Origin of the sequence: Pseudomonas sp. 43(2021), from assembly GCF_017490805.1 — a bacterium.
Lineage (GTDB): Bacteria > Pseudomonadota > Gammaproteobacteria > Pseudomonadales > Pseudomonadaceae > Aquipseudomonas.
In genome coordinates this window covers 321,881-333,989 of sequence record NZ_JAFGYJ010000001.1, presented here as the reverse complement: position 1 = coordinate 333,989, position 12,109 = coordinate 321,881, and the positions used below count along the sequence as shown (strand labels likewise).

The window sequence follows — 12,109 nt, the reverse complement described above, 5'->3', positions numbered from 1 at the left end:
AGCGGGCCGCGCAAGGCCCTGCATCCTCGCCCACACCAAATGTCATAAGCCGACAGCTGTTCAGATTTTATCCAAATCCATCTTTATCCGGTCATCGAGAGCGGGTATCATGCCAACCCTTTTTCGAACTCCAAGATTCGGCCCCACAACAGGGATCACCTATGTCGGCGGTACGCATCGGCCCATACACACTACGCAACAACCTGATCCTCGCGCCCATGGCCGGGGTCACGGACCAACCTTTCCGTACGCTTTGCCAGCGCCTGGGCGCCGGCATGGTGGTGTCGGAAATGGTCTCCAGCGACATGAGCCTGTGGAACAGCCGCAAGTCGAGCCTGCGCCGCATCCATGAAGGTGATCCCGAGCCACGCTCGGTGCAGATCGCCGGTGGTGATGCACAGATGATGGCAGCGGCGGCACAGGCCAACGTCGAAGCAGGCGCCCAGATCATTGATATCAACATGGGCTGCCCGGCAAAAAAAGTCTGCAACAAAGCCGCAGGCTCTGCTTTATTGAGAGATGAAGCCTTGGTCAGCGAGATCCTCCACGCCGTGGTCGGCGCCGTGGACGTCCCGGTGACCCTGAAGATCCGCACCGGTTGGGACCGGGCGAACAAGAACGGCCTGAACGTGGCGAGGATCGCCGAGCAGGCCGGCATCCAGGCGCTGGCGGTGCATGGCCGCACACGCGCCGACCTGTACACCGGCGAAGCCGAATACGACACCATCGCTGCCATCAAGCAGGCGGTGTCGATCCCGGTTTTTGCCAACGGCGATATCACCTCGCCAGAAAAAGCCCGGGCGGTGCTGGACGCCACCGGGGTCGATGGCCTGTTGATCGGCCGGGCCGCCCAGGGGCGGCCATGGATCTTTCGCGAGATCGAGCATTACCTGCGCACTGGTGAACACCTGCCAGCGCCGCAGCTGGACGAAGTGGAACGCATCCTGCTGGAACATCTGGCCGCGCTGCATGCCTTCTATGGCGATGTGATGGGCGTACGTATCGCCCGCAAGCACGTTGGCTGGTATCTGGCAACACGACCCGGCGGCAAGGAGTTTCGCTCCCGGTTCAACGCTTTGGAAGACACACAAGCGCAGTGCGCCAACGTTCGCGCGTTTTTCAGCGAACGTCGACAGAGCCTTGAGACAGAGGACGGACAAGGGGTGGCCGCATGACGATGATGACCGAGACATTTGTGAGTGGAACAACGCCCGTGAGCGACAACGCCAACCTGAAACAGCACCTCAATACGCCGAGCGAAGAGGGCCAGACCCTTCGCGACAGCGTCGAGAAGGCGCTGCACAACTACTTCGCCCACCTGGAAGGCGCGACCGTGACGGACGTGTACAACCTGGTGCTCTCCGAAGTCGAGGCGCCCCTGCTCGAAAGCGTGATGAACTACGTGAAGGGCAACCAGACCAAGGCCAGCGAGATGCTCGGGCTGAACCGAGGCACCCTGCGCAAGAAGCTCAAGCAGTACGATTTGTTGTAAGCCAGAATCCCAACCAGAAAAGGCGGCTCCCTGAACAGAGGCGCCTTTTTTGCTGACTCCACCGCGTTATTGGAACCCGAAATGACCGACCAGACTACCCGCCTGCCAGTCCGCCGCGCCCTGATCAGCGTCTCCGACAAGACCGGTATCCTCGAATTCGCCCGTGAGCTGCAGCAGCTCGGTGTCGAGATCCTGTCCACCGGCGGCACCTACAAGCTGCTCAAGGACAACGGCGTCAACGCGGTGGAAGTGGCCGACTACACCGGCTTCGCCGAAATGATGGATGGCCGGGTCAAGACCCTGCACCCGAAAATCCACGGTGGCATCCTCGGCCGCCGCGGCACCGACGACGCCATCATGAACGAGCACGGCATCAAGCCGATCGACCTGGTAGCGGTCAACCTGTACCCGTTCGAAGCGACCATTTCCAAACCTGGCTGTGACCTGCCGACCGCCATCGAGAACATCGACATCGGCGGCCCGACCATGGTCCGTTCGGCTGCCAAGAACCACAAGGACGTGGCCATCGTGGTCAACGCCAGCGACTACGCCGGCATCGTCGAAGGCCTCAAGGCCGGCGGCCTGACCTACGCCCAGCGCTTCGACCTGATGCTCAAGGCGTTCGAGCACACCGCTGCCTACGACGGCATGATCGCCAACTACATGGGCACCATCGACCAGGCCAAAGAGACCCTGAGCACTGAAGGCCGCAGCGAATTCCCGCGCACCTTCAACAGCCAGTTCGTCAAGGCCCAGGAAATGCGCTACGGCGAGAACCCGCACCAGAGCGCGGCGTTCTACGTAGAAGCGAAAAAAGGCGAAGCCAGCGTTTCCACCGCCATCCAGCTGCAGGGCAAGGAACTGTCGTTCAACAACGTGGCCGACACCGACGCCGCACTGGAGTGCGTGAAGAGCTTCGTCAAGCCGGCCTGCGTCATCGTCAAGCACGCCAACCCGTGCGGCGTGGCCGTGGTGCCTGAAGACGAAGGCGGCATCCGCAAGGCCTACGACCTGGCCTACGCCACCGACACCGAGTCGGCGTTCGGCGGCATCATCGCCTTCAACCGCGAGCTGGACGGCGAAACCGCCAAGGCCATCGTCGACCGCCAGTTCGTCGAAGTGATCATCGCGCCGAAAATCTCCCAGGCTGCCCGCGACGTGGTTGCCGCCAAGCAGAACGTACGCCTGCTGGAATGCGGCGAGTGGCCAGCCGAGCGCGCTGCCGGTTGGGACTTCAAGCGCGTCAACGGTGGCCTGCTGGTGCAGAGCCGCGATATCGGCATGATCACTGCCGATGACCTGAAGATCGTCACCAAGCGTGCACCGACCGAGCAAGAGATCCACGACCTGGTATTTGCCTGGAAAGTGGCCAAGTTCGTCAAGTCCAATGCCATTGTCTACGCCAAGCAGCGCCAGACCATCGGCGTCGGCGCCGGCCAGATGAGCCGCGTCAACTCCGCACGCATTGCTGCAATCAAGGCCGAGCATGCCGGCCTGCAGGTGCAGGGCGCAGTCATGGCATCGGATGCGTTCTTCCCGTTCCGTGATGGCATCGACAATGCGGCTAAAGTGGGTATCAGCGCCGTGATCCAGCCAGGTGGTTCGATGCGTGATGCCGAGGTCATCGCCGCTGCCGACGAGGCAGGTATCGCGATGGTCTTCACCGGTATGCGCCACTTCCGCCACTAATCAAGATGGCCGGCCGATCCTCGGCCCCTGTGGGAGCGGGTTCACCCGCGAATGCGATGTTGGATTCACCGCCGCATTCGCGGGTGAGCCCGTTCCCACAAGGTACGAGGACTGCCGCCAAACAGAGGTTTTGACATGAAAGTTTTGATCATCGGCAGCGGCGGCCGTGAGCACGCCCTGGCCTGGAAAGTCGCCCAGGATCCACGCGTCGAGAAAGTCTTCGTTGCCCCGGGCAACGCCGGCACCGCCATTGAAGCCAAGTGCGAGAACGTCGCCATCGACGTGTGCGCCCTGGAGCAACTGGCTGACTTCGCCGAGAAGAACGTCGACCTGACCATCGTCGGCCCGGAAGCGCCGCTGGTCATCGGCGTGGTCGACCTGTTCCGCAGCCGCGGCCTGGACTGCTTCGGCCCGACCAAGGGCGCGGCGCAGCTGGAAGGCTCCAAGGCCTTCACCAAGGACTTCCTGGCGCGTCACAAGATCCCGACCGCCGACTACCAGAACTTCACCGAAATCGAGCCGGCGCTGGCCTACCTGCAGGAAAAAGGCGCGCCGATCGTGATCAAGGCCGACGGCCTGGCCGCGGGCAAGGGCGTGATCGTCGCCATGACCCTGGAAGAAGCCGAAGCCGCCGTACGTGACATGCTGGCCGGCAACGCTTTCGGCGATGCAGGTTCCCGCGTGGTCATCGAGGAGTTCCTCGACGGCGAGGAAGCCAGCTTCATCGTCATGGTCGACGGCCAGAACGTGCTGCCCATGGCCACCAGCCAGGACCACAAGCGCGTCGGCGACCAGGACACCGGCCCGAACACCGGCGGCATGGGTGCCTACTCCCCTGCCCCGGTGGTCACCGCCGAAGTGCACCAGCGCGTGATGGACCAGGTGATCTGGCCGACCGTGCGCGGCATGGCCGAGGAAGGCAACGTCTACACCGGCTTCCTTTACGCGGGCCTGATGATCGACAAGGCGGGCAACCCCAAGGTCATCGAGTTCAACTGCCGCTTCGGCGACCCAGAGACCCAGCCGGTCATGCTGCGCCTGGAGTCGAGCCTGGTACTGCTGGTCGAGGCCGCATTCGCCAAGGCGCTGGACAAGGTCGAAGCGCAGTGGGACCCGCGCCCGAGCCTGGGCGTGGTGCTGGCTGCCGGCGGTTACCCGGGCGACTACGCCAAGGGCGACGTAATCAACGGTCTGGACGCTGCCGCGAAGATCGAAGGCAAGGTGTTCCATGCCGGTACTTCGCTCAAGGATGGCCAAGTGGTCACCAACGGCGGCCGCGTTCTGTGTGCCACCGCCATGGGCAGCACCGTTGCCGACGCGCAGCAGCAGGCTTATCGCCTGGCCAAGGAAGTAAGCTGGAACGGCAGCTTCTACCGCACCGACATCGGCTACCGGGCCATCGCCCGCGAGCGCGGTGAGCACCAGCAGTAAGTTCTACCGGATTGCCGCAGCGCGCCACAGTACCTTGCGCCTGCGGCATCCGGCTCGTCGACAGGGCCCAAAGGGGCCTTGCCTTCGACTTGGCGCGCCGCGCATAGTTAATACCCGGCACTTTGGCTAAGAAGGGATTTCGTAGTGCGTCGGCTTCGGATCGCCTCAGCTCTGATCGTCAGCTTGCTGACCTTGCTCTGCATGTTTCCGGCTGCGGCCGAACATGACGGAGGCTGGGCCGTTCTGCTTGACGAACAGGCCAATCTGCAACTGAGCGACGTGCGCTCCGAGCGTTACCGCAACCAGTTCAGCCCGATGGCTCTCGCCGACCTGGATGCCGCCCCTGCGGAACAGGCCCTGTGGCTGCACTACCGCCTGGAACCCGGCGAGCAGGAACAACTGCTGCGGGTATTCGCCCCAGACCTGTCAGGCCTGGACCTCTACGCCCTCGAGGGCGACCGACTTCTGCGTCAGCTGCACCACGGGCGCCAGGCAGGCAATGCCAGCCCGACCCTGCGTGGCAGCGACCATGTACTGCCCCTGCCCAACAGCAAACAACCCCTGGATATCTACCTGCGCCTGGTTTCCGAGCACCAGCTGCGCCCGGCCATCAGCCTGGAACCCGCGGCCGTGGCCGCCTCCGACCAGCGCCAGCCACTGCTGTTCGGCATGCTGTTCGGCGGCCTGGTGATGCTGATCATGCACAACCTGATCCGCTTCCTCTACAGCCGTTCCAGCACCACCCTGATCCTGGCGCTGTACCACGGCCTGATGCTGCTCAGCGGCCTGATCCTGCTGAACCTCAGCGGCCCCTGGTGGCACGTGTGGCACAGCGCGCAAACGCCCGCCGCGTACCTGACGCTGGTCCTGGCCGGTCTGGCCGGGCTGTATTTCACCCAGCATTTCTTCTCGCCCTGCAATTCGCCTCGGCTTAACCGCCTGCTGCAGGGCGAAATGCTGGTGGTCGGGGTCAGCGGGCTGGTGCTGCTGTTCGTCGACACCCTGCCCCTCAACCTGATGACCTACGCCCTGATGGCCCTGGGCAGCGTGAGCATGCTGCTCGTCAGCAGCTACCACTGGTACAAGGGCTATGCCCCCGCACGCCTGTTCAGCCTGGCCATGGTGGTGTTCAACCTGGGGGGCCTGGTGCTGCTGCCGGCGCTGCTGGGCCTGACCCGCACTCCAACGCCCTGGCTGCTGTGCATCCTGCTGGGCCTGACCGTGACCAGCGGCCTGCTGCTCAACCTGGCGGTCAGCGAACGCCTGCGGCGCATGAGCGAAGAGCGCTTCAGCGCCAGCCGCGCCCTGGCCGCCAGCGATGCCGAAATCAATGCCAAGGCCGAGTTCCTGGCCAAGATCAGCCACGAAATCCGCACCCCCATGAACGGTGTGCTGGGCATGACCGAGCTGCTGCTGGGCACGCCGCTGTCGGTCAAGCAGCGCGACTACGTGCAGACCATTCACAGCGCCGGCAACGAACTGCTCACGCTGATCAACGAAATTCTCGACATTTCCAAGCTGGAATCCCGGCAGATCGAGCTGGATGACGTGCAGTTCGACCTCAACGCGCTGATCGAGGATTGCCTGAACATCTTCCGCGCCAAGGCCGAGCAGCAGAACATCGAGCTGATCAGCTTCACCCAACCGCAAGTACCCCGGGTGATCAGCGGCGACCCTACGCGCCTGCGCCAGGCCTTGTCGAGCCTGCTGGAAAATGCCCTGAAAAACACCGACCAGGGCGAGATCCTGCTGGTGGTGGCGCTGGACCAGCGCGGCGATTTACCGCGCCTGCGCATCGCCGTGCAGGACAGCGGCGAACCGTTGCCCGCCGCCGAGCGCGAAGCCTTGCTGCAGGCCGAGCTGCACAGCCACCACTTCCTGTCCAGCAACAAGCTGGGCGGCCACCTTGGCCTGGTCATCGCCAAGCAGCTGATCGGCCTGATGCAGGGCGAGTTCGGCATCAAGAGCAGTACCGGCATGGGCAACACCCTGTGGCTGACCCTGCCGCTGGACCCTTCACGCCTGGAACAGCCACCGGCCGACCTCGACGGCCCGCTGCGTGATGCCCGCGTCCTGGTGGTGGACGACAACGACACCTGCCGCAAGGTACTGGTGCAGCAGTGCAGCGCCTGGGGCATGAACGTCAGTGCGGTGCCATCGGGCAAGGAAGCGCTGGCCCTGCTGCGCACCAAGGCCCACCTGCGCGACTACTTCGATGCCGTGCTGCTGGACCAGAACATGCCCGGCATGACCGGCATGCAGCTGGCCGCCAAGATCAAGGAAGACCCGAGCCTGAACCACGACATCCTGGTGGTGATGCTCACCGGCATCAGCAATGCGCCGAGCAAGATTATTGCGCGCAACGCCGGGGTCAAGCGGATCCTTGCCAAGCCGGTGGCTGGCTACACGTTGAAAACCACCTTGGCTGAAGAAATGGCCCAGCGTGGCCGCGAGCAAGCCGTACCAGCCAGTTTGCCCGGCATCCCCCAGGCACTGGACCTGCCCGGCGATTTCCGTGTGCTGGTCGCCGAGGACAATAGCATCTCGACCAAGGTGATCCGCGGCATGCTCGGCAAGCTCAACCTCGAGCCCGACACCGCCAGCAATGGCGAAGAGGCCTTGCAGGCGATGAAGGCGCAGCACTATGACCTGGTGCTGATGGACTGCGAGATGCCGGTCCTGGACGGTTTCTCGGCCACTCGGCAGCTGCGTGCCTGGGAAACTGCCAACCAGCGCCAGCGCACCCCGGTGGTGGCGCTGACCGCGCACATACTTGCCGAACACAAGGAACGCGCCCGCCTTGCGGGCATGGACGGGCACATGGCCAAGCCGGTGGAACTGTCGCAGTTGCGAGAGCTGATCCAGTACTGGGCCAACCAGCGGGAAGCCAAGGTGGATCCGGTGCATAGTTCCTGATCTGAGGCGCCTGTGCCGGCCTCTTCGCGGGTGAACCCGCTCCAACAGGTACTGCATAAGGCCTGAAGGCAATGCTATCCCTGTGGGAGCGGGTTCACCCGCGAAAAGGCCGGCACAGGCTATCAACAGAATCTGCTGATAAACTCTGCCCAGCCATAACTGCCTGGACTAGCCCCCATGCTCCATGAGTTGTTCAGCGTCTACCTGAAAATGCTCGTGCTCTACAGCCCGTTCTTCGTGCTGTCGTGCTTCATCAGCCTGACCCGCGGTCATTCCAGCAAGGAGCGCAAGCAGCTGGCCTGGAAGGTGGCCATCGCCGCGCTCATCGCCAGTGTCCTGCTGTACCTGTTCGGGCGGGCGATATTCGGTATTTTCGGCATCACCGCCGACGCGTTCCGCATCGGCGCCGGCAGCGTGCTGTTCATCTCGGCACTGGGCATGGCCCAAGGCAAGTCCGCGGTTCAGGCCGACAACGTGCAACAGGATGTCACCATCGTGCCGCTGACCATCCCGCTGACCGTCGGCCCGGGCACCATCGGTGCACTGCTGGTAATGGGCGTCGGCCACCCGCACTGGGACGACAAGGTGCTGGCCATCATCAGCATCGCCCTGGCCAGCTTCACCGTGGGCCTGGTGCTGTACCTCTCGCACCGCATCGAGCGCATCCTTGGCGACCAGGGCCTGCAGATCGTCAGCCGGCTGATGGGGCTGTTCGTCTGCGCCCTGGCTGCGCAGATCATCTTCACCGGTATCAAAGGCTACCTCGCGCCCTAGATGTCGAAATCCAGTATGCGCTGCAGGGAGACCTGAACGACGCGATCCCGAACCTTGGGCAAGAAACTCTGCTCGAAAGCCAGGATGTTGAAGCGTATCAACTCCGCTCGCACATTCTTGAGGCTGCGTTTGTGGCTGATGAAGCCCGCCCGGAACGCCGAACGATTGTCCGTTTCGTGATACAGCACCATGTCGACACGATTCGCCCCAGCAGACGCGCAGGGCAGCAATTGAAAATGCTGCCGCTCGTAGGCACAGCGCTCAAGCGATTGCAGAACCGGCGGCTTGGTCAACAGCTTGCGCATGGACTGGCTGCTTGCCGAGGCAAAATGATCGCCGGCGGTTGCGGCAATGGTTTCAAGCACCTTGTCGGTTTGCCTGGCACGGCCCTCCTCAGGCCAGTGCACCTGCTCGGCAGAAACTGCGTCCCAGCCCATGAATTTCAGCTGGTTGCGGTAGTAGGCCAACCAGTCCTGGATCAGCCCTTCCTTGTAGGCCGTCTCGGTGGCCCGCTCAGCCATCGCCAGGGCAAGCCGCACTTTGTTTTTCTGCGCAGTGGGAATACCCGGCAGAAACGAAACAATCCCTGCGCCGATCACAGCAGATATGGCTTCACTCATGTTGTGCTCCCATTACTGGTGCATGAGGGTCGAACCGATACTCCCCCTGTGCATCCTTGGTTTTCATCAATGTCTGCAGTTCATCTCGCTGACGTTGGAAACGCACGTTATCCAGCAGCAAGGAAACGCCATTGAACCTGGCTTCGCCCTGCAGAGCCTTTTCGACCAGCAACATGTCCCGCGAGGTGCCGGCGATCGGCTCGTCGAATTGCAGGGTGATACTGCAAAGGTCGAGCGTCGGCCCCGGCTTGAGCAAGCCAAGCTCGATCACCAGCTGCGAACCCTGCGTGCTGAACTTCAGCTGGTGGCGAAAACCTTCGATTGATCGGCTCAGGCCACTCTTCACTGCAGCCAGCACAGCCTCATGGCGGATCGAACGCATCCTCAGCCACGCCTCAAGTGGCTGTATCTGCGAGCCGCGCACGGGTTGCCCCAACTGTTTCAGGTCATGCGTACCGGCCAGCTTGATCCAGCCCAGTTGTCGGTATGCCTCGCGATAGGCGTCATACCAGGCTTCATAGTTCTCAAAGCGTGACCCCGCACGCCTGTTGGCCACCAACTGGGCGTAAAGGATCGAGTCGAAGGCGGCCTGACACTGAATCTGGCCAGTGTCTGCGCGATACAGTAGTGCCGTTCCGCCAATCAACATCAGTTGTTCAGCTGTTCTGTCCATGGTGTTGCCTCGTCACAAATAGCCGAACAAGGCGGCGTTGCAACGCCGCCCTGCAATCAGATGTCGTACTGGAGAATGTTCTCGACACTGCGCACGCCGAGTTTGTTTTCCACGGTTTCGCGGATTTTTTCGTAGACGAAGGTGTTGAGGGTTAGCACAGCCGTGCCGGCGTAGTAGTGGGTCTTGTCCAGCTTCCACTGGATACCCAGGATGTCATCATCCAGCTGCGGGGCAGACGCCTGGATGCAGCTCACCACCATGACCACATCGTTGTTATCGGTTTCGATGCAGGCCGCCATCCCGACCATGCCCCTGGCCTGGTTCTTGCGTTTGTGGTCGAGCACCTTGGCGTCGTTTTCGACGGTGGTCAGTTTGTCGAAGGCCATCTTGGCCAGCTCACCCAACTTGGTACCACCCAACATTGCATTCCCCACCACACCGATCGCCCGTATAGCGACAGCGCCCACGGTGACAGACAGTTCCGCCGAGGTTTCCAGTTCGAAACTACGCTTGGGGATGGTAAAGCCAAGATCACGCATGACATCGATGAACCGCTCGTACCACTCCCTGCTCTGCTTTTCGGCATCGAAGGATTTGTCAGCCACCAAAGTGGCGAAGTGGAAGGCGTTCTTTACGTCATGCCGGCTTTGCGAAGACATGCCTGCGCCGCAGGCCAGCAGGTTGCCTTCGACCAGGATGGCCGCGTCGGTGGTAGTGACTTGTGTTTCTTCGGACATGTGGAAACTCCTAGATGGTTGCCCCCCGAGTCAGGGGCAACCACCTTAGCCAGCGCGCCCACGATGCAGCGCGCTGAAGGGTTTCCGGTGCAACTAGTTGGCCGACGGGTACCAACGCGGGGTGTAGGCCCACAGCCCGCCCGACAGGCGAGGAAACACGCAGGTTGTAGAGGAGCCCACCAAGACCATGGTGCGCATGTCGACCATTTCCGGCAGCAGCTCGGCCAAAGTGACGACCTTCAGCGTCTGCCCCGGCCTACCGATATCGCGGCCAAGGACTACAGGCGTGTTCCCGTCACGGTGCCGACGCACCACTTCCAGCGCCACGCCGAGCTGATGCGGCCTGGATTTGGAAATCGGGTTGTAGAACGCCAGCACCAGGTCGGCCTGGGCCGCCAGGTCCAGGCGCTTTTCAATGATCGACCAGGGTTTGAGGTTGTCCGACAGCGACATCACGCAGAAGTCATGCCCCAGCGGCGCGCCCGCCTGGGCGGCGGTTGCGAGCGAGGCCGACACCCCCGGCAGGATCTCGAGATCCACCCGGTGCCAGGCCGCGTCATTGGACTCGTGCAGCGCTTCAAGTACCGCAGCCGCCATGGCGAACACACCCGGGTCGCCCGACGACACCACCACCACCGAACGGCCCTGGGCCGCCAGTTCGAAGGCATGCCGGGCACGCTGCATCTCTTCACGGTTGTCGGTGCAGTGCAGCACCTGGTCGTCACGGAACGGGCCGGCCATGCGCACGTAGGTTTCGTAACCGAGCACATCTTCGGCCCGCGCCAGTTCAGCCTTGACCGCCGGCACCATCAGTTCGGCAGCACCCGGTCCCAGGCCGATGACCGCCAGGCGACCGCGACGACGGCCAACCTGCGCCACCTCGACCGGGGCAGGCGCCACCGCGATGACCACGTCTGCCACCTCGATCAGTTGCGCAGCGGGCAATGCCGCAGCAACCATACCGGCCACATCATGCGCCTTGGCGGCAAAGCGCAAGGCAACACCCAGGGCCTGTGCCGCTTCGTGCAGGGCGCTATCGGCCATGGCTTGCTCGTCGGCCAGCAGGCAGGCCACTGCCGGCTCGGCGATGCCGGCCTGCTGCAATGCCGCACGAATACTGGCCAGACTACCACCCGCAACACCCACTACCACCGAACGTGGGTGGATCAGCAGCTCGTCACGGCTGGCCGGACGCGCCTGGTGCCCCACATGGATGGTACGCCGGGCCGCCTCACTGGCAGGCAATTGCGCCTGCTGCAGCCACGGCGCGTCACCTTCGATGCGCACCGTCTCGCCAGCCAGCAGGTCGGAGACGAAGCGCTTGCCTTGCTCGATATCCGCCAGGGCATAGCCCTGCGGCGGGTTCAGCAGGCAGGTGCCGAAACGCAATTCGCCACTGGTGGTGATGGCCGCAGCAACGCCCAATGCCTCGGCGATTTCGCGCGCCATCACGTTCACACCGCCAAGGCCACCGAGCAGCGGCACTACGGCACTGCCGTCTTCGGCCACGGCCAGTACCGGTGGCTCGACACCTTTCTCGCTGAGCAGGCTGGCCAGGCTGCGGATGACGATACCCGCGGCGCACAGGGCGATGATAGGCGTGTCCTGCTGGTACAGCCCACGCAGGGTATCGCCGAACGCGGTGTAATAAAGGTCGGCACCCTCGACCCGGCCTTCCAGGCCATGGATCGATGCCTGTGGATAACACTGCTGGATACGCTGCGCCGTGGTCAGGCTGCCCTGGCCAAGGATGACGATCGCCGGCGCCCGGTGCATG

The 12,109-nt window shown here is 63.1% G+C and carries 10 protein-coding genes; 6 read left to right on the top strand and 4 right to left on the bottom strand.

All coding sequences use genetic code 11. The annotated features are described in order from the left end of the window. The first annotated feature begins 161 nt into the window (after positions 1–161). The 6 genes from dusB (at position 162) to J5M71_RS01430 (ending at position 8,302) form a co-directional block, all read left to right on the top strand. The gene (gene dusB / locus J5M71_RS01455) at positions 162–1,175 is read left to right on the top strand and encodes a tRNA dihydrouridine synthase DusB (RefSeq protein ID WP_075046490.1); all 1,014 of its coding nucleotides are present in this window, start codon (positions 162–164) and stop codon (positions 1,173–1,175) included. After that, on the top strand, positions 1,172–1,492 hold the full coding sequence (gene fis / locus J5M71_RS01450) for a DNA-binding transcriptional regulator Fis (RefSeq protein WP_012274390.1): 321 nt from the start codon (positions 1,172–1,174) through the stop codon (positions 1,490–1,492). Before dusB ends, fis begins: the two co-directional genes overlap by 4 nt. Before the next feature lie 81 nt (positions 1,493–1,573). After that, positions 1,574–3,181, top strand: coding sequence for a bifunctional phosphoribosylaminoimidazolecarboxamide formyltransferase/IMP cyclohydrolase (gene purH, locus J5M71_RS01445; RefSeq protein ID WP_063911866.1), 1,608 nt, complete (start codon positions 1,574–1,576; stop codon positions 3,179–3,181). 135 nt (positions 3,182–3,316) lie between these two features. Further along, the gene (gene purD / locus J5M71_RS01440) at positions 3,317–4,612 is read left to right on the top strand and encodes a phosphoribosylamine--glycine ligase (protein WP_207828899.1); all 1,296 of its coding nucleotides are present in this window, start codon (positions 3,317–3,319) and stop codon (positions 4,610–4,612) included. A gap of 144 nt (positions 4,613–4,756) precedes the next feature. Then, a complete protein-coding gene (locus J5M71_RS01435) occupies positions 4,757–7,528 on the top strand; it encodes a hybrid sensor histidine kinase/response regulator (RefSeq protein WP_207828890.1) in 2,772 nt (923 codons plus the stop codon). 177 nt (positions 7,529–7,705) lie between these two features. Continuing rightward, positions 7,706–8,302: a MarC family protein gene (locus J5M71_RS01430; RefSeq protein ID WP_207828887.1), complete on the top strand. Its 597-nt coding sequence runs from the start codon at positions 7,706–7,708 to the stop codon at positions 8,300–8,302. Here J5M71_RS01430 and J5M71_RS01425 read toward each other — a convergent pair. The 4 genes from J5M71_RS01425 to cobJ all read right to left on the bottom strand — a co-directional run bounded on the left by J5M71_RS01425 (position 8,299) and on the right by cobJ (position 12,108). Then, positions 8,299–8,922 carry a hypothetical protein gene (locus J5M71_RS01425; RefSeq protein WP_207828885.1) on the bottom strand — a complete coding sequence of 208 codons (624 nt, stop codon included), beginning with the start codon at positions 8,920–8,922 and terminating at the stop codon, positions 8,299–8,301. The two genes, J5M71_RS01430 and J5M71_RS01425, sit on opposite strands and share 4 nt — an antisense overlap. Next, positions 8,915–9,595: a hypothetical protein gene (locus tag J5M71_RS01420; protein ID WP_233694615.1), complete on the bottom strand. Its 681-nt coding sequence runs from the start codon at positions 9,593–9,595 to the stop codon at positions 8,915–8,917. Before J5M71_RS01420 ends, J5M71_RS01425 begins: the two co-directional genes overlap by 8 nt. Positions 9,596–9,651: 56 nt before the next feature. Further along, positions 9,652–10,332, bottom strand: a complete 681-nt coding sequence (locus J5M71_RS01415) for a hypothetical protein (RefSeq protein WP_207828883.1) — start codon at positions 10,330–10,332, stop codon at positions 9,652–9,654. Positions 10,333–10,425: 93 nt separating this feature from the next. Beyond that, complete coding sequence (cobJ, locus tag J5M71_RS01410) at positions 10,426–12,108, bottom strand: precorrin-3B C(17)-methyltransferase (protein WP_207828967.1); 1,683 nt, start codon at positions 12,106–12,108, stop codon at positions 10,426–10,428. Between the last annotated feature and the right edge of the window lies 1 nt (position 12,109).

Bases quoted from the DNA above. Each gene is read 5' to 3' on its own strand.
- purH (WP_063911866.1), top strand. From the start codon at position 1,574: ATGACCGACCAGACTACCCGCCTGCCAGTCCGCCGCGCCCTGATCAGC.
- cobJ (WP_207828967.1), bottom strand. From the start codon at position 12,108: ATGCACCGGGCGCCGGCGATCGTCATCCTTGGCCAGGGCAGCCTGACC.
- dusB (WP_075046490.1), top strand. From the start codon at position 162: ATGTCGGCGGTACGCATCGGCCCATACACACTACGCAACAACCTGATC.
- purD (WP_207828899.1), top strand. From the start codon at position 3,317: ATGAAAGTTTTGATCATCGGCAGCGGCGGCCGTGAGCACGCCCTGGCC.
- J5M71_RS01425 (WP_207828885.1), bottom strand. From the start codon at position 8,922: ATGAGTGAAGCCATATCTGCTGTGATCGGCGCAGGGATTGTTTCGTTT.
- fis (WP_012274390.1), top strand. From the start codon at position 1,172: ATGACGATGATGACCGAGACATTTGTGAGTGGAACAACGCCCGTGAGC.
- J5M71_RS01420 (WP_233694615.1), bottom strand. From the start codon at position 9,595: ATGGACAGAACAGCTGAACAACTGATGTTGATTGGCGGAACGGCACTA.
- J5M71_RS01430 (WP_207828887.1), top strand. From the start codon at position 7,706: ATGCTCCATGAGTTGTTCAGCGTCTACCTGAAAATGCTCGTGCTCTAC.
- J5M71_RS01415 (WP_207828883.1), bottom strand. From the start codon at position 10,332: ATGTCCGAAGAAACACAAGTCACTACCACCGACGCGGCCATCCTGGTC.